Annotated in this window: 12 protein-coding genes; 8 read left to right on the forward strand and 4 right to left on the reverse strand. The window is 55.9% G+C overall.

The annotated features are described in order from the left end of the window. Positions 1-6: 6 nt before the first annotated feature. Entirely contained in the window at positions 7-1,824 is a 1,818-nt protein-coding gene (locus JFL75_RS05225) for a motility associated factor glycosyltransferase family protein (RefSeq protein WP_215625631.1), read from the forward strand. A gap of 167 nt (positions 1,825-1,991) precedes the next feature. Here the strand turns inward: JFL75_RS05225 and JFL75_RS05230 are convergent, their stop codons facing one another. Then, positions 1,992-2,810, reverse strand: coding sequence for a hypothetical protein (locus JFL75_RS05230; protein WP_215625632.1), 819 nt, complete (start codon positions 2,808-2,810; stop codon positions 1,992-1,994). A gap of 91 nt (positions 2,811-2,901) precedes the next feature. Here JFL75_RS05230 and JFL75_RS05235 point away from each other — a divergent pair, with 91 nt between their 5' ends. Together JFL75_RS05235 and JFL75_RS05240 are read left to right on the forward strand one after the other, a co-directional pair. Continuing rightward, on the forward strand, positions 2,902-4,050 hold the full coding sequence (locus tag JFL75_RS05235) for an HD-GYP domain-containing protein (protein WP_215625633.1): 1,149 nt from the start codon (positions 2,902-2,904) through the stop codon (positions 4,048-4,050). Further along, complete coding sequence (locus JFL75_RS05240; protein ID WP_215625634.1) at positions 4,047-5,372, forward strand: hemolysin family protein; 1,326 nt, start codon at positions 4,047-4,049, stop codon at positions 5,370-5,372. The genes JFL75_RS05235 and JFL75_RS05240 overlap by 4 nt, the downstream gene beginning before the upstream one ends. A 3-nt stretch (positions 5,373-5,375) precedes the next feature. Here the strand turns inward: JFL75_RS05240 and JFL75_RS05245 are convergent, their stop codons facing one another. Beyond that, entirely contained in the window at positions 5,376-8,270 is a 2,895-nt protein-coding gene (locus JFL75_RS05245) for an EAL domain-containing protein (RefSeq protein WP_215625635.1), read from the reverse strand. Positions 8,271-8,492: 222 nt separating this feature from the next. Here JFL75_RS05245 and JFL75_RS05250 point away from each other — a divergent pair, with 222 nt between their 5' ends. Then, entirely contained in the window at positions 8,493-10,118 is a 1,626-nt protein-coding gene (locus tag JFL75_RS05250) for a capsule assembly Wzi family protein (RefSeq protein WP_215625636.1), read from the forward strand. Here JFL75_RS05250 and JFL75_RS05255 read toward each other — a convergent pair. Beyond that, complete coding sequence (locus tag JFL75_RS05255; protein WP_215625637.1) at positions 10,115-11,377, reverse strand: DEAD/DEAH box helicase; 1,263 nt, start codon at positions 11,375-11,377, stop codon at positions 10,115-10,117. The genes JFL75_RS05250 and JFL75_RS05255 overlap by 4 nt on opposite strands. Beyond that, entirely contained in the window at positions 11,374-12,525 is a 1,152-nt protein-coding gene (locus JFL75_RS05260; RefSeq protein ID WP_215625638.1) for a glycosyltransferase family 4 protein, read from the reverse strand. The genes JFL75_RS05255 and JFL75_RS05260 overlap by 4 nt, the downstream gene beginning before the upstream one ends. Before the next feature lie 546 nt (positions 12,526-13,071). On the opposite strand from JFL75_RS05260, the gene JFL75_RS05265 reads away from it, so the two are divergent. The 4 genes from JFL75_RS05265 to JFL75_RS05280 are packed head-to-tail and all read left to right on the forward strand — an operon-like array spanning position 13,072 to position 18,098. After that, entirely contained in the window at positions 13,072-14,535 is a 1,464-nt protein-coding gene (locus tag JFL75_RS05265) for a sodium:solute symporter family protein (protein WP_215625639.1), read from the forward strand. Between the two features lie 10 nt (positions 14,536-14,545). Beyond that, on the forward strand, positions 14,546-16,204 hold the full coding sequence (locus JFL75_RS05270; RefSeq protein ID WP_215625640.1) for a thiamine pyrophosphate-dependent enzyme: 1,659 nt from the start codon (positions 14,546-14,548) through the stop codon (positions 16,202-16,204). Further along, the gene (locus JFL75_RS05275) at positions 16,201-16,788 is read left to right on the forward strand and encodes an indolepyruvate oxidoreductase subunit beta (RefSeq protein ID WP_215625641.1); all 588 of its coding nucleotides are present in this window, start codon (positions 16,201-16,203) and stop codon (positions 16,786-16,788) included. Before JFL75_RS05270 ends, JFL75_RS05275 begins: the two co-directional genes overlap by 4 nt. Then, positions 16,785-18,098: a phenylacetate--CoA ligase family protein gene (locus JFL75_RS05280; protein ID WP_215625642.1), complete on the forward strand. Its 1,314-nt coding sequence runs from the start codon at positions 16,785-16,787 to the stop codon at positions 18,096-18,098. The genes JFL75_RS05275 and JFL75_RS05280 overlap by 4 nt, the downstream gene beginning before the upstream one ends. Positions 18,099-18,162 lie beyond the last annotated feature (64 nt).

Raw genomic sequence — 18,162 nt, forward strand, 5'->3', positions numbered from 1 at the left:
CGGGCAATGAAATACTGGGAACAAAACCGGAAGATCCTAGAAACATACTACCCCGGTCTCGCGGAAAAGCTGGAACAGTCAGAAGACGATTGGGAAGGACCCCTGGAAATCCGCGGAACCCCGTCGGGGCTTCCGACCCTCCTTGTACAGGGGATGCATATCCATTCCCCCCGGGACCCGGCAGCCGAAGCCCGGCGGATCGCCGCGGCTGAACCCGGAGACGGCCCTGTTGCGGTATTCGGGTTCGGGCTGGGATACCTGCCGGAAGCCATTGCCGGCACGGCGCCGGGCCGGCCCCTCATCATCCTTGAAAAGCATCCCAAAATACTTCAAAAAGCCCTGGAAGAACGGGATCTGACGGAGCTGCTCTCCCGGAACCGTATCGTCTTTGTCGTCGGCGGTTCCCCCGAAGGAATAACCGGGGCGCTGCAGCTTTTTTCGGAACCGCCGGCGGTCCTGAAAAACAGGAACCTCGTTTCTCTGGACGAATCCTGGTACCGGGACGCGGAGAACCACCTCCGGGCGTTTGCGCAGCGGGATGAAGTAAACGCCGCCACACTCCGCAGATTCGGCAGGCGGTGGGTACGCAACCTGGCTAAAAACCGGGAAGCGATCCGGGATCTTCCGGGCATCCGTTTTCTGGCCGGATCCGGCAGAGGGTTCCCGGTGTTCCTGGCCGCCGCCGGCCCTTCCCTGGATGATATTGCCCCCCTGCTCCCGGAAATCCGGGAACGGTGTATTGTCATCGCCGTGGATACGTCCCTCAGGATGCTCCTCCGCCGGGGGATAGAACCGGACTTCGCGGTTTCCGTGGATCCCCAGTTCTGGAATGCCCGGCACCTGGACCGCTGCGATGCCCCGGGGTGCTGCCTCATCGCGGAGTCCGCGGTCTATCCCCAGGTACTGCGCCGCGGATTCCGCAGAAAACTCCTGTGCTCTTCCCTGTTTCCCCTGGGGCGTTTTATTGAAGACCGGGTGGATCCCAAGGGAGTTCTCGGGGCGGGCGGTTCCGTGGCAACCAGCGCGTGGGATTTCGCCCGTATCCTGGGAAGCGCCGAAATATGGATCGCCGGGCTGGACCTGTCCTTTCCGGACCTGAAAACCCATTTCTCCGGAGCCCTTTTTGAAGCGCGCTTCCTCGCGGAAGCTCACCGGCTCAGACCGGCGGAAACCTACGCCCACCTGGCGCTGCACGGAGGGTTCCCCTTCAAGGCGGCGGCGGCCGGCAGCGGGCAGGTTCTTACGGACCGCCGGCTTTCAATGTACGCCGGCTGGTTTGAACGCCAGTTCAGGAATTACCCGGAAATAAAAAGCTATCTCCTTTCCGGCAGAGGATTGGCGATTAAAGGAGCCGCGGCAGCGGCTCCGGAGGACATTCTCTCCCTGCCGCCCCGGCGCGGGGAGATAGACGCCCGGCTTGCGGAAACATTCGGGGCGATGGACGGCGGCTTCGGCAATCCCGAAGCTCAACAGGGGCGGGAGAAACAGTTCAATCATGCTTTGGAAGAACTCCGGAAGGAACTGGACAGGATCATAGCCGTTTCAGAATCAGCCGCGGCAGCGGCCCGGGAAGCCTGGAAAAACGCATCCCTTCTTTCCCCGGAACGGCGGGAAGCGGTCCTGGCGGAACTCGACAGCGCGAATCATACCATCATCGGCAGCGCGGCCAAAGACGTGGCGGGATTCCTCTTTCCGCCCATCGAAGAACTGGAATCGGCCCTGAAAACCCCCGGGCAGGATCCCTTCCGGAGCCATCTGGAGCTGTCTTTCCGGCTGTACGAAGCCCTGGCGGAAGCCGCGGAATACAACAGAAAATACCTTTAGCCCCGTAAATACGGTTACAAATGTTAATTATCTATACTTTCTTTCTAAAGATTTGACAATTGTCATCCGATATTTTAGATAACGGGAGGGTAAATCCTCAAGTTATTTGACGGTGCGCGTTTCGACGTCCAGACGCACCGTCTTTTTTTTGCCCCGGCGGCTGGCATCTACGAGTACAGCCAAATTCCCGCCTGGCTGACGTATTTCGATATAACAGCCACGTATATTTCACTCTGCATTTTGGAAACTTCCTTGTTCCAGGCGCTGGGAGAGGAAAAATGTTTCCGCACCCGTTCCCTGCCGTCCCGGGCGGTATTTATGCACTCATCAGCCCGGGCCGGGAGCGTCTTTTTAAGGGTTTCGGAAAGGAAATACGCGGAAAGGCCGATCACCAGGGGCTCCCGCCCTTCCCGCACCAGGTGGACAAAGTCATCCGCCGCGTGACCGTATTCCTGGTTCAGGAGCTGGGAAAATCCCCGGTACCACCGGATCCAGTCGGATTCATCCTTTCCGGCCGATCCCAGGTGCTGGGAAAAGAAGAGCGCCGCCCCGGAACTGTCCTTGTTCAGGATTCTGGCCACACCGAAGATCAGGGCGTTTGCCTCCACCAGGGACGGCTTGGCCACGCTGAGTTTATTTTCCAGGGACAGTACCGAAACAGGGTCGGAAAGCACCATATAGGTATTGGCCAGCAGCTTAACCAGCCGGGATGAATAATGGCCGTCCCTGAGGATTTTTCCTTCCAGATACTGCACCAAAGCGGGCCAATCTTCACGTTCCAATAGATAAAACAGCTTTTTGTTGATAAAATAGAATATGTTGAGACCTATGAGAATCAGCAGCAGCACCGCGATCATGGGCCAGCTCGAATGCCAGAACGATTGGGCAAAGTCGGGACCCAGGACAAAATAAGGCATAAGGAACACAATAACAAGGAAAATTAGTATTATTATATTGAATATGATGAAAATAGATTTGAATTTCACGCGCAATCTCTCCTATACTTACCGAAATTCATGATATGATGAAAGGAATTAACGAGTCAACGAGTATTGACGGTCAGCAGAGGACTATTGAATGAAGAATTTTTCTGTTAAGGATATACCGGCGGGGAGTTTTTTTTCCAAACCCGTATACCTGGACAGCCAGTTAATTTTGGCAACTCCGGAAACACCCTTTACGGCGGAAACAGTCCGCACCCTCCTGGATTGGGAATTCCGGGAAGTCTTCAGTGAAGGGGAACCCCGGGAGGAGTATTTCTCCGATGATGTGGATGAAGCCGATGAAATCCTCGGCGAAGGAGCGGACACATCGGTACTGAGCGACGGCGACCACATCCGCAAAGCCGAGGAATTCATAAAGAGCTTTCAGAATTATACGGAAAAACTGTTCACCAAAGTTGCGATGAACGAGGATTTTTACTTTAAGGATGTGGCGGAAAAGATAAAAGGGGTGGTGGAAATCATCAAGGAAGACCGCCGGTTCCTGTTCCGGTCGGAAAAAATGGCCCTTCCGGCGTCGGAAAACAATTACCTGGCGTCCCATACGGTAAAATCAACGATCATTGCCATTGTTATCGGGCAGCAGCTGAAAATGCCCACCCACAGGCTTATTGAGCTGGGGGTCGCCGCCCTGCTCCATGAAGTGGGCATGCTGAAGCTTCCCCCCCAGGTATACCTCAGCAAGCGGCCGCTGTCGCCCCAGGAAAAAAAGGCGATCCTCACCCACCCGGTGCTTTCATACAATATCCTCAAGGCGGCGGATTTTCCCCTGACTATCTGTATAGCCGCCCTGGAACACCACGAACGGGAAAACGGTTCCGGTTATCCCCAGAAACTGACGGGGGATAAAATCAGTCTGTACGCGAAAATCATTGCCGTGGCATGTTCCTATGAAGCGGTCACCAGTACCCGGCCCCACAAGGACGCCAAAGACGGATACACGGGTATGCTTGACCTCCTTAAAAACGAAGGCAAGCAGTACGACGATACCATCGTCCGGGCTCTGGTTTATTCCCTTTCAATTTATCCCATAGGCCTTTACGTACTCCTGTCAAACAACCGGAAAGGCCAGGTTGTGGATGTTAATCCCGAAAATCCCCGGTTCCCGGTGGTCCAGGTTTTCGGGGAGCTGACCCCGGACGGAAAAAACAAAACCCTTCAGACGAACAAGGACGGTATTCACATAACCAGACCGCTCACCCGTGAGGAGATCACAGTACAATGAACACCGACGACCCCCCGTTATCCGGCATTCTTATTATCCTTGGCTTAATTATCCTGGGCGGTTTTTTTTCCCTCGCGGAAGCCGCGGTCCTGTCTTCCCGCAAATCCCGGATCAGATCGAAATTCGAGGGCGGAGAAAAACAATACCGTAAAATCCTGGCCCTGATTGAACGGCCCGGGCCCTTTCTTTCGGCGATTCAGGTATGTATAACCCTGCTGGGTATCGTATCCGGAGCGCTGGGAGCCATCATGCTGGCGGAACCCCTGGCGGGGTATTTTGCCCGCCGCGGACTGTTCGGATCCTACGATTTAACTGCCGCCTGTGTAATCATCATTGCGGGCATAACCCTGCTGTACACGGTCTTCGGTGAAATGGTCCCCAAGAAAATTGCATTGGCGAATCCCGAAAAGATAGCCTCCCGCCTCGCGCCGATTCTTTCGGCACTGGCGGTCTTCTTCAAACCCCTGGTATTTATCCTTACCGGGATCAGCGGCCTGATCCTGAGGCTGTTCAGGATAAACGATACCCCGTCGGCTATGACCGAGGATGAACTCCGCACGGCCCTGATTGAGGGTGAAAAATCCGGTATTGTCGAAAGCGAGGAGCGGACCATGGTTGAAGGGGTATTCTACCTCGGCGACCGCCCTGTCAGCGCCTTCATGACCCACCGGTCGGAGATTGAATGGCTTAACATCAACGCCGGCGCGGATGAAGCCAAGGAACTCGCCAGGGAATCCGCTGACCAGCGGTATTTTCCCGTGGCCACCGAAAGCCTGGATAATGTTGTCGGGGTTGTCCTGGTGGAGGACATACTGCTTGCCCTCCTGGACAACCGGTGGAATGGACTCAAGGCCATCATGAAGTCCCCGCCCTTTATACCGGAAACCATGTCCGCCCTCAAGGCTTTTGAGTCCTTTAAAAAAGGCGACGCGGACATTCTGTTTATTATGGACGAATACGGCGGTTTTGCCGGGACCCTCTCCGTACGGGACCTTGTGGAAGAGATTGTCGGGGAGCTTTCAACGGACAATGACGAGGAGGAAATCCTCCTGCAGGATGACGGTACCTATCTGGTAGACGGGGTGGTAAACATCGATGACCTCGCGGAAACCCTCTGCATCGAGGATATGCTGGGAGAACACCATGAATACCATACCCTGGCGGGATTTATCCTGGAACTCGCGGAAAAGATACCCAAGACCGGGGAAGTCTACGAGTGGAACGGGTTCCGGTTTAAGATCGTGGATATGGACGGCAACCGTATTGATAAGGTCATCGTGTACCCTCCCGCGGAACAGGCGGGCAGCGCGGCAGCCCAGTAAACCCTACAGCGGCACGGTTCCTTCGGGGAATATAGAATCCTCTTCTCCCAGCCGGATTTTGGCATCTTTGAATTTTAGAAAAAGGCTTTCCTCCCGCAGCGCCCAGGAAACGAACAGGCCCAGATGGTACAGCATCTCCACTTCCTCGGGGAACCAATCCCGTTTCCCGGGGCTGGCCACTTCAAAACCCATAAAGCCGGTCAACGCGCCGAGTCCCCAGAGGGGAAGCACCACAATGGAATTTACATCCCGCCGGGCGAACTTATCCCTGAATTTTTCTGAGAAATACCGCATATCCGAACTGAGAATGATGCCCTGGTTCCGCAGGGCCGAAAGCCAGTCATCGGAAAGCGTAACTTCGCTGCCCCGTTCGAGCCGGGTTTCTACCCCCGGAGCCAGCCACTCGCTTATTTTCAGCGCCCTGGAGGCGCCGGTCAGGGCAAATACATACCCCCGGCTCACCCGGAATTCCTCGCCCACCCGGCTCAGTACCATATCGAGGGCTTTAGCCAAATCGAGCTCATTGGTAAAATAATGCAGGCTGTAGTTGAGAAGCCTGGAAAGATGGGGAGTGGTGATATAGGTCCCTTCGGGGGTTTTCATCAGTTCCATATCCACCGGATTAACCGTACGGACCGGGAAAACCCCCTCGGAGCTGTAAAAATTATGGAGCTTTCCGGACAGATCCTCCGGGGAAAGGGGTTTTGAGAAAAGATACCCCTGAAAAAAATCGACCCTGTTTTTTAACAGTATGTCCATCTGTTCGCTGTTTTCCACCCCCTCGGCCACGATCTTAAGCCCCGCGCCGTGGGCGAATTCCACCAGTATGTAGATCATCTGCTGCAGGTACGCATCGGTTTCGATGGTGGTGATAAAGGACCGGTCCGCCTTAACCTCGGTCACCGGAAGGTTCCGGAGATTGGAAAACGAGGCGTACCCTGTTCCGAAATCATCCAGGGAAAGGCTGATCCCGGCTTTGCAGAAGAGATCCAGGGATTCCAGGGTGTAATCGTTAAAGGTAACCTCCGCGCTTTCGGTAATTTCCAGGGACAGCTTTTCCGGCGGGTATTCCTGCTCATGGATAAGGGCTATGAGGTGCTTGCACAAATTGTGGCTGTTCAGCTGGATAGGAGAAAGATTAACGTGCAGCTTGAAGGATTCCAGAGTGTCCAAGCCCCATTTTTTCACCTGCGCTAAGGACTCCCTAAGGGTCCATTCCCCGATCAGACCTATGAGCCCCATCTGTTCCGCCTGGCGGATAAAAACATCCGGGGGAACCGGGCCGCCTCCCGGCATGGTCCAGCGGCAGAGGACCTCCAATCCGCACCAGGTTCCGGTGCGGGGGTCCGCCAGGGGCTGGTAGTTGAGGGAAAATCCCTCCATGCTGTTGAGGACACAATCCTTGAGAAGCAGTTCCATCCGGAGCTGGGTCTGGAGGGTGCTGCTCATATCCTCATCGTACCAGAGGATATCGGGATTCCGGTGGGCCAGCACCATGATCCGTTCAAAAACATTGACCAGTTCGGAATAACTTTCAAAGGGTTTGCCGCAGGGAAACACCCCGATGGCAATTTCAATAAAAATATTCTGATTCATGCTTCCCAGCTCAACGTGCCAGGGTTCCGTGAAACGGTCGGAAATTCTCCGCGCAAAGGCACGGACATCCGCGGGGGATTCTTTCTGGATGTACACACCAAAGGATTTTCCGCCCATACGGTAGATCCGGAATTCATTGTTAATATTGAAATACTGTATCCAGGAAACCACGGATTCTACCAGCAGATCCCCTACATCCCGGGAATAAACCTCGTTTATCCTATGAAGGTCCTTGATATCGAAACAGATCAGGTAATAGTTTTCACTGGTATGTTCCTGAATATCCTGGAACAGCCGCAGGGCGTTGGGGATCTTAAGGCGCTGGTCGTAATAGGCCAGGTACGAAATCTCTTCTTCAAGTTTTTTTCTTTCCGTGATGTCGATATACGTACACATATGCACCAGCCGGCCGTCGGTCCAGCGCAGCGCCCGGTCCGAGAGCCGGAGCCATTTATTGAATTTCGGAACGTAATTCTCCCAGACATGGGGTTTCCCCGGTTCACCGTTCTCATCAAGAAGATACTCGGCGGGACAGAACGGACAGGGACTGTCATAGCCGAGCATGGAATAGCATATTTTTCCGTTGGCTTCCTTGCAGGTTAAGCCGATGGTACTGGCATAGGTATTGTTGCACAGAATAATTTCGCCGGAATAGAAATCCGTTACATACAGCCCCACATCGGACAGGTCAACCATGGTCCTGAAGGCGTTTGAGGAATTCTGTATTTTGTTTGACAGATTCACGAGCTTTTCATTCTGGACTCTAATATTTTCCGAAGCTTCCGCAACCTTGATCATTTCGTCCATTATTATTTTCAGGAAATCAACACAGTCGTAAAATTCCCGTTCCGTAAAAAACGGTATATGCTCCAGAGCCTCGCCGGCCTCTTCCCGGTTAAAGCCCGCCTTTTCCGCGGCTTCAAGAAAACGGGAATTTTCCACCCCTTCAATCCGGACCTGCCCCAAAAGCCAGCAGCCGAGATACTGCCCGTTGATAAAAATCGGCACGGCTCCGGTTTTTAATCCCGTCAGCGGGCAAGTCAGGGCAGCGGGTTTCCGGGTTTTTCTGATTACGCCGATAAGATTCTGCTTTGTTTCCCGGCAAATATCCTGCCCCCACGAGGGCCTGCTCATCATCACGCAGAACAGGGAACGGTTTGAACTTTCCGTTACCGGTATTCCGTCGCTGTCGAGCATAAGCAGCGACAGCTTTACAACCCGGGAAAAATTGTCCTGAATATTCTGAAGGTAGGCGAAATCAAATATATCTTCCAGTTTTGTTTTTTCGGCGGTTTTCAGCATAGTAATCCCCTCTCTGATATACTACATCTCTATGATACTGTATCCGCCGTTATTTTCGAGATTTCCGGAAAAATAAATAGTAACTTCCTTTTAAAAATCAAAAAAAAATCCAGCACAATCCCGGACCAGGGCCCTCAATGCTTCCGCGCTGAGGGTTTCCGCAGACTGCAGATATCCGCCCCGCTTATTGAGTCTGCCATTGGCTTATGATAAAATCGGATAATGGTGAAAAAGCGAATGCTCTGTTTGGCCGGGATCGCACTGTTTGCCGCGGCAAGTCTGTTTCCGGCTCCTTATACCGTAATTTCCCCCGGGGATCCCGTTCTGGAGGATCTCCGCTTTGTGGTCCGGGAAAGCGGAAAAAGTTTTACTTCCCTCACGCCGCCCCTGTCAAAACACGAAGTTCTCCTGATTCTGGAAGGCATTGACGAGGGCCGGCTTTCCGAATCCGGCAGAAAGGCCTACCGGTCCGTTCTCCAGGCGGTCAATCCGGTACCGCTTCTGCAGACGGGCTTCTTCGGTTTCGATGTTCACGGTGAAGCGGCCCTCGAGGGCCGGTGGCGGTCCGACAGCGACATACCGTGGATGAAGAAGGAAAAAACCAGTTCCTCCGTGCTCAGCCTGCCGGTGGATCTGTATTTCGGGGAACGCCTGTACGGTACAATTGTCCCGGTGCTGCGGAGTGATCCCTCATTTTACGATAACGGAACCAACTGGGGCACCAATGTGCCCTATGAAACCGAACGGATCGACCTGAACATGCCCTTTAAAGCGTTTATGGCCGCCGGCGGCCCCTGGTGGAATTTTCAGATCGGACGGGACCGGCTTGACTTCGGGAGCGGTATCACCGGCAACCTCGCGGTATCCGATACGCCGGATTACTATGACTTTGCCCGGATCTCCCTGTTTTCGTCGAATATTAAATACACATTCCTGCTTTCCCAGTTTCCCATGGCCTTAAAAGGACTCATCGCCGATGGCTTCACCCACCCGGATATGAATGATTCCACGGGAACCACCCAGCGGTACCTCTATTTTCACCGCATCGATGTCAGGCTGTTTGAGCGGCTCTCTATAGGGTTATCCGAAGGCGTTATGGTCGGCAACTCACCGCCGGAACTCCGGTTTATGAGCCCCCTGGCGGTGTTCCATTCCTACTTCGGCTGGAACGATTACGACCAGACCGACGGTGATCTGGTGGGGTCCATGCTGTCGCTGGATCTGGAATGGGCAATTATGCCGTCCCTGACCCTCTACGGTCAGTTTGTTATGAACGATTACGCCACCCCCTATGAACGGAAAAACTGGCCCGATTCGGTCAGCCCCAACGGCCTGGGATGGCTCGCCGGGCTTGAATACGTCCGGGATATTCACACCTGGAGAACTTCATTTTTCGGGGAATTTATGTACGGCGATCCGTACCTCTATGTGCTGTCCAGCCCCTACGCCAGTTTTATTTCCATGCGGCGGCTGTCCCATCTAACCTCAAAGGATCCGGTTTACTCCTGGATCGGCTATCCCGACGGCAGGGATGCCTTACACGTAACCTTGGGGGCCACGGTGTACAAGGCCCCGGTAAAACTGGGAGCCCGCCTGTCCTTTTCATCCCAGGGCGAACACGGAGTATCATGGGATTGGACAAAAGGAGAAGATGCGGTTAATCAGCGAAGCCCCAGCGGTACGGCGGAAAACACCTTTAAGGCTTCCGCGGACGCGGAATGGGAAATACTCCGGGGACTAAAGCTTTCCGCGTATCTCGGCGGGACCTTTATTTACAACTATGAGCATTCCGGCGGCGAGCGCAGAATCGGAGCGGAGGCTGGCCTGGCGGTCTCGTATTTCTATTAGGCTTTTCCGGCGCTGTCCTGCGGGGGCCGGCGCTTTTTTCCGTCCTTTGATCCGGGATGCCGGCTGTTTTCCGGAGGACGCTCTTCCTCCGGGCTGTCCGGGAAGCAAACCTGCCCTTTGTACAGAACCTTGGGAAAAACCACGATTCCCATTTTCTTTTCCAGAGAAGCCAGCCGCGGAAGCTCCAGTTCATCCCCGATGGTAGCCATAATACCTTTCTTGCCGGCCCGGGCGGTCCTGCCGGCCCGGTGGATGTAGGCTTCGGCGGTCCTGGGAACATCCAGGGCGATAATGTGGGTTATACCGGGAATATCCAGCCCCCGGGCGGACAGGTCGCTGGTTACCAGGACCTGTATACTGCCTTTGCGGAAATCATCCATGGTCTGTTTCCGGTCCTTCCGGTCCATGCCCCCGTAGAGTCCGCCGGCGGCGACCCCGTGATGCTGGAGCTTGGAAACCACGGTGCCGATCTTACTGGTATCATCGATAAACACCAGGGCTTTCCTGGGTTTTACCGCGCTGAGCAGGGACCGGAGGGTATCTATCTTTTTCCGCCCCTCACTGAAAAACGCCCAATGCTCAATATACTCCCGGACTATTTCCTGCCGGGAGGTTTCTTTTTCCAGCGGCGGAGCCGTGAAAAACGGCAGCAGCCGGTCCCGGGCTTTCTGCGGTATGGTGGCGGAGCACGCGGCGGTTATCCGTTCCTTCGGCAGGAGCCCCGCCAATTCGGAAACCTCCCCGCAGAGTTCATCCGCAACGAGCCGGTCCGCTTCATCCATGATGAAACAGACAACCCCCCGGAGCTTCAGTTTTCCCATACGGGCGAGCTGGAGAATCCGTCCGGGGTTGCCCACCACGATCCGGGGTTTGTCTTTTTTCAGGGTTTCGATCTGGCGGCCGGTATTTGCGGAACCGATAAGCAGGCCGGTCTTGATGCCGGTCCCGTTAAGCAGAAAATCAGATTCCTTCTTTATCTGGGAACATAATTCATACGTGGGGGCGCAGACGAGCACTTCCGGTCCCTGACCGGACCGCGGGTTTTCCGCGAGACGCTGGAGTATGGGGACAAGGTAGGCGAAGGTTTTTCCGGTGCCCGTGGCGGATGAAAAGAGCACGTCCCGGCCGGCGGCCAGTTCGGGAATCACCAGCCGCTGAATCTCCGTGGGAACCGCGATCTGCCGTTCCCCGAGGCGCTGAATAAAAAACGGCGTGACCCCCATGCCGGCGAAGGTTTCCGCTTCGGATGGGCCGCTCATTTCCGGTATTCTTCGTAGACCGCGACCATGGAATCGATAAACCGCTCCACCGAGTAATTCCGGGAAATTTCCTCGGACCGCCTGCCCATGGTTTCCTTGAGCTGCGGATTGGAGAGGATCTCCACGGCTTTTTCCCACATCTTCGTATCATCCTCCACGGCAAACCCGTTTTCCCCGTTAAGCACCATATCCTGTATACTCGGGTCAGCGGCGGCAACAATGGGAAGGCCCGACGCCATGGATTCAATAAAGGTAATGGGATGCACCTCACTGTGGGAGGCGCTCATAAACATATCCGCCGCGGCGTAGATCTGTTTGATTTCCTCAGGCCATTGGAGATACCCGGTAAAAACCACCGAGGTATGGATTCCCAGTTCATAGGCGTGGTTCTGCAGGGCCCGCCGGTCGGGGCCGTCGCCGACCATTACCAGGTGCGCCTTGGGGCACCGCTCCCGGATTTCCTTGAAATTATTCATTAGGGTGTATACGTTTTTTTCCACCGCCAGCCGTCCTACGAACACGATGAGGTCGGCGTCGTCGGCGATACGGAACCGCTGCCTGATTTCCAGCGCGTCCTTGCTGAGCTCATGGGACCGTTCGTAGAACTGGGACAGATCTATGCCGTTGGGCACGACCCTGACCGGCCGGGGATATTTAATCCCCGCCAGATAATCCTTTATTTTCCGGGACGGCGCGATAACGCAGCGCTGGCTCCGCAGAATATGGCGGAGGAACGCCGGAAGGTTGTTTTTAAGAAAAGGCTTTATCAGGGGAACGTAATACAGATAGTCATCGTAGTAGGTATGCAGGGTATGGATAGAAGGAATTCCCAGTTTTCTGCTGACCGCCCGGGAAGCCATATACAGGCTGAATTCCGAATGGGTATGGATGATATCGAGATTCAGGGGTTTGGCGGCATCCAGAACCTGCTTTTCAAAAAAGACACCGATCCGGTGCTGGGGCTCATTGGGAAACTGGATCGATTTGAGCCGGATTACGCCTTCCTCGGGGACCGCATTGGGATGGCGGACGGTAAACACATAGACCCGGTGGCCGCGGTTTTCCAGTTCCTTTTTAAGGGTTCTGATAACCGTTACGACGCCGTTGACCTGGGGTACATAGGTATCACTGAAGATCCCGATATTCATAGGTACTCCTTCCCGTATACTATAGCCTATTATCCCGCAACAGTCGAGTCAGAGGGGGAGCGCCGGGACTGACAATCCGGAAAGCACCCGTGTGTAATGGTTCTGCGGGTGCTTTCCGGCTTAACCGGCCCGGTGCGGCCCGGTCAACCGGGGCTGCTCCCCCTCGCTGCAGCCCCGCTTCGCGGGTCTTCCGCTGCCCCCACTTCTGGTTCCCCGGTTCGGCTGCCTTTCCGGGGTGGTGTGATGCCGGAGCCGACAGCTGCCCGGCCGCACCCTATCCCGGGATGGTCTTCCCTCACCCAGCCCCCCCACAGAAAAAGCACAGCAGCATGGTGCGGCAAAGCAGCGCCGGGTGTCGTATGAAAAGCAATACCGCTCCGCGGATATTGTTTTCATACGACAGGCCCCGCGGAATTGGCATCCCCATGCTGCTGTGCTTTTTTCAGTATTGTATAAAAACCGTATAAATATGCTTTGCCAGTCTGGTCAAAATACCGGTATTCTGCTAAAATCTCACAAACTTTCCCTGGGTAAAGGAGATCCTCTTTGATCGGTATTGTTTTTCTGTCAATCTTTTTTGCGCTCATGATCGGGATCGGAATCTGGGGTATGCGGAAAACCAAGACCCTGGGCGATTTCTTTCTGGGCGGCCGGAATATGGGTCCCTGGGTTTCCGCGGTCGCCTACGGTACCTCGTATTTTTCGGCGGTGCTCTTTATCGGTTTCGCCGGGACCCAGGGATGGCAGTTCGGGCTCAACGCGCTGTGGATTGCCCTGGGAAACGCGGTTATCGGCGCCCTGGGAGCGTGGCTTATCCTTGCCCGGCGGACCCGCCGGATGACCCAGAACCTCGACACCATGACCATGCCGGAATTCCTTCAGAAGCGGTACGGCGCGAGCCACCTCAAACCAATAGCCGCAACGGTAATATTTTTCTTTCTCCTGCCCTATTCCGCCTCGGTATTCAAAGGCCTGGGCCATCTTTTCGAAACGGTCTTCGGAATATCCTACGATCTGGCGCTTATCCTCATGATTGCCTTTACCGGGGTATACCTTATCCTGGGGGGATACTTCGCCGTAGCGGTGACGGACTTTATCCAGGGAATGATCATGTTCTTCGGGGCCATAGCCATGGTGGCGGTCCTCTTCGGCAAAGGCGGCGGATTTACCGCGGTAATTGAGGGGATCCGTGAAAATTACCCCCTTCATATTCCCGAATCCCAGCGCCCGAGCATTCTGACCATCGGATCCCTGGTTTTCATGACCAGTTTCGGGACATGGGGGCTGCCCCAGATGGCCCAGAAATTCTACGCCATCAGGAATGAACGGGTCATCCCCAAAGCCGCGGTGGTAACCACCATCTTCGCGGCGGTGATCGGCTTCTCCGCCTATCTGGTGGGTATTTCATCCCACGTATTTTTTACCCTGGAAACGATCCCCCGGGACGCGTCCGGGCAGATACTCTACGACCTGATCGTTCCCACGCTGCTCACGGAACATCTCCCGGAAGCGCTCATGGCGCTGATTATGCTCCTGGTGCTTTCCGCGTCCATGTCGACCCTGTCGTCCCTGGTGCTGGTTTCATCTTCCGCCGTAGCCATCGATCTCATACCGATTCAGATTGACGAAAAAACCGGGAAGGACCGCTCCGTTGCCCTGATGCGTTTTCTGTCCGCGGTATTCATCGTAATTTCATATCTTATTTCCCGGTTCCAGTTCAGCTTTATCGTGACCCTCATGTCCCTGAGCTGGGGAGCCGTATCCGGCGCCTTCGCGGCCCCGTATATTTACGGTTTATTCTGGAAAAAGTGCACGAAACCCGCGGCCTACGCGGGACTTATTTCGGGGCTGATTACGGAAATTATCCTTTTCTTTGCCCTGGGACCCGCCCAATCGCCCCTGGCGGCGTCCCTGGCGATTATCATACCCTTCGGGGTAGTACCGGCGGTTTCAATGTTTACGAAACCGCCGGAACAACCATTACTCGACAGAGCCTTTGAAGGCCTGTAAAGCAGGAGCTATGAAAGAACTTGCCTTACTTGGAGATGAAGCGGTTGCCCTGGGAGCCCTCCACGCGGGGGTCAGCGCCTCATACGGTTATCCCGGCACTCCCTCAACGGAAATTCTGGAATCCCTGATTGCGGAATACGAAAAAGGCGGCCCCCTGGCGGCCTGGTGCACCAATGAAAAAACCGCCCTGGAAGCGGCCCTGGGGGTTTCCTATACCGGCCGCAGGACCATGGTCACCATGAAGCACGTGGGCCTTAACGTCGCGTCCGATCCCTTTATGAACGGAGCCCTCCTGGGAATCAAGGGCGGCCTGGTTCTGGCGGTGGCCGACGACCCGGGGATGCACAGTTCCCAGAACGAACAGGATTCACGGTTTTACGCGGCCTTTGCCATGATTCCCTGCCTGGAGCCGCGGAGCCAGCAGGAAGCCTACGATATGACCCGGGAGGCCTTTGATCTTTCCGAACGGCTGCACGTTCCGGTGCTGCTCCGCCTGGTGACCCGGCTTTCCCACGCCCGGGCAGGGGTTGCCCCGTCCGAACCAAAGGAACAGAATCCCCTGGCCAAGGCTGAGGACAAAACCGAATGGATGCTGCTGCCTGCCTATGCCCGGAAAAACTACAATGCTCTGATAGAGAAACAGAAGGACATGCTCTCCTGGTCAGAGGCTCACCGGGTCAATAAACTTGAGCTTGACGGCCGCGATACGGATCTGGCGGTGATAACCACCGGGACCGGCGGCAACTACTACGAAGAAAATCTCGACGATCTGGCCTCGTCCCGGGGAGGGAAACTCCCCGCCCGGCTGCACATCGGAGTCTATCCCATTCCCATGGAGTCCGTCCGCAGGCTCTGCGAAAAGGCCCACCGGGTTATCATTATTGAAGAAGGCCAGCCCCTCCTGGAGGAACGGCTCCTGGGGCTGCTGCCCCAGCGGCTTACGGTTTCCGGCAAACTGGACGGAACCGTTGTCCGCAGCGGCGAGCTCGATCCGGACAACGTACGGGCCGCTTTGGGACTCATGCCCAGGCCTTCGGTGAAGGCGGATATACCCGCCCTGCCCGGCCGGCCGCCCCAGCTGTGCCAGGGGTGCCCCCACGGGGAAAGCTACGAAACCATAAAACAGGCCGCGGCGGGACTCGAGTCGGTGGTGATAGCCGCGGACATCGGATGCTACGCCCTGGGCGCCCTGCCGCCCTACAGCGTTCCCGAGACCATTGTCTGCATGGGCGCCAGCGTGGGTATGGCCAAGGGAGCCGCCGATTCGGGTATCAAATACGCCATCGGCGTTATCGGGGACTCGACATTTCTCCATTCGGGGATCACCGGGCTGATCGACGCGGTGGCCGCGAATACCCCCATGACACTGGTTATTCTCGACAATTCCATCGTGGCCATGACCGGCTGCCAGGATACCATGCTGCCCTCCGCCCGGCTCAAGGATGTCGTCCTGGGGATCGGCGTCCATCCCGACCACGTAATCGAACTGGAGGCGAAACGCCAGCTCCAGGACGAGAATGCCGCCAGATTCAGAACCGAACTTGAATACCCCGGACTTTCGGTGGTGTTCTTCAAGCGTGAATGCCTCGAAGCGTTCCGCAAACGGAAGAAACAGGAAGCCGCTAAAGCCCAGAGCAGCGGGAACCCGGAGACCGGAGGCACCGTATGAAAAAAGATGTAATCCTCGCCGGTGTCGGCGGACAGGGAGTACTCTCCATCGCGGCCATCATTGCCCAGGCAGCCATATCCCGGGGCCTCGCGGTCCGGCAGTCCGAGGTCCACGGCATGGCCCAGCGGGGCGGCGCGGTGCTTGCTCACCTCCGTATTTCCGATACCGCCATCGCCTCCGATCTGGTTCCCCAGGGCGGAGCGGATCTCATTATTTCCATGGAACCGGTGGAAAGCCTCCGGTACGCCCAGTGGCTCTCTCCCCAGGGGGCGCTGGTAACCGCCGCGGACCCCTTTGTAAACATCCCCAACTATCCCGACCTTGAAGCGATACTGAACGCGGTAAAGCAGTTTCCGGAGCACCGCATTGTGCAGGCCGCAGCCGCGGCCAAGGAAGCGGGACTGCCCCGGGCGGTCAATATGGTTATGGTCGGGGCGGCAAGCCCCTTCCTGCCAATCCCGCCGGAAGAACTGGAAACCACCATCGCGGAGCAGTTCAAATCCAAGGACGTCTCGGTGGTGGAAGCGAATATCAAAGCGTTCAGGCTTGGCAGGCAGGCGGCCGAACAGGGACCGCAGTCATGAACTTCCAGTACTGGAACCGGCGGATGGAAACCCTGCCCCGGGATGAACTTGAAGACTATCAGCTCGAAGCCCTCAGGGTAATGGTTGAGCGGGCGCTGCGGACACCCTTTTATTCCCGGGAACTGCAGAAGGCGGGAATTACCGGGGGCGCGTCGATCAAATCCCTGGATGATATCCGCCGCATCCCCTTTACCACCAAGCACGAACTCCGGGAAGCCTATCCCTACGGAATGCTCAGTATTCCAAAAGAGGACATTGTCCGGCTCCACGCCTCCAGCGGAACCACGGGGGTTCCCACCACCATATACCTCAGCGGTGAGGATATAAAACGGTGGACATCCTTTGTGGCCCGCTCCATCTACGCCACGGGATGCGATAAAACCGACGTGTTCCAGAACATGATCACCTACGGCCTCTTTACCGGCGGACTGGGTTTCCACTACGGCGCCGAGGAAGTGGGCATGCTGGTCATACCTTCGGGACCGGGAAACACCGCGAAGCAGTTCCAGTTTATGAAGGATTTCGGCACCACCGTACTCCACGCCACGCCGAGTTTTCTCCTGCATGTGGAATCGAAAATGCGGGAAGAAGGGGTCCGGCGGGAGGAACTCCGGCTCAAGCGGGCCTTTGCCGGCGCGGAGCCCTACTCCGAGGACACCCGGAAACGAATTGAGGAACTCCTCGCCATCGATGTATTCAATTCCTACGGTCTTTCGGAGATGAACGGCCCGGGGGTTGCCTTTGAGTGCCAGGCGAAAAACGGCCTCCATATCTGGGAGGACGGCTACATCGCGGAAATCGTAAACCCCGACACCCTGGAGCCGGTGGCAGAGGGGGAATCAGGGGAATTGGTGCTCACCATCCTGTGCCGGGAAGCCACCCCGATTCTCCGGTACCGGACCCGGGACCTGACATCCTTTTACACCGAACCCTGCTCCTGCGGCAGGACCCACCGGAGACTCCGGCGGATTACCGGACGCAGCGACGACATGCTTATCATCAACGGGGTTAACCTCTTCCCGAGCCAGATTGAAGAAGTGATCATGGCCATCAAAGAGGTGGGCAACAATTACCTGATCCAGGTTGAAAAAGAAGGAGCCCTGGACCGGCTTACGGTAAAAACCGAGGTCGGACCGGATATTTTTATGGACGATGCCCGGCCGCTCAACGCGCTGAAGGAAAAAATACGCCGTACCCTGCAGGCCACCATATCCATCAGCCCGCGGGTGGAACTCCACGAAAGCGGAACCCTGCCCGTATCCGAAGGCAAGGCAAAACGGGTAATCGATACACGTCCCAAGGATATATAATAACGCTGCCCGATAACCTCAGTTATCGAGCAGCGCTAATTCCGAGAACAGACCAGAGGTAGAG

Origin of the sequence: Breznakiella homolactica (assembly GCF_016616095.2) — a bacterium.
GTDB classification, from domain to species: Bacteria; Spirochaetota; Spirochaetia; order Treponematales; family Breznakiellaceae; genus Breznakiella; species Breznakiella homolactica.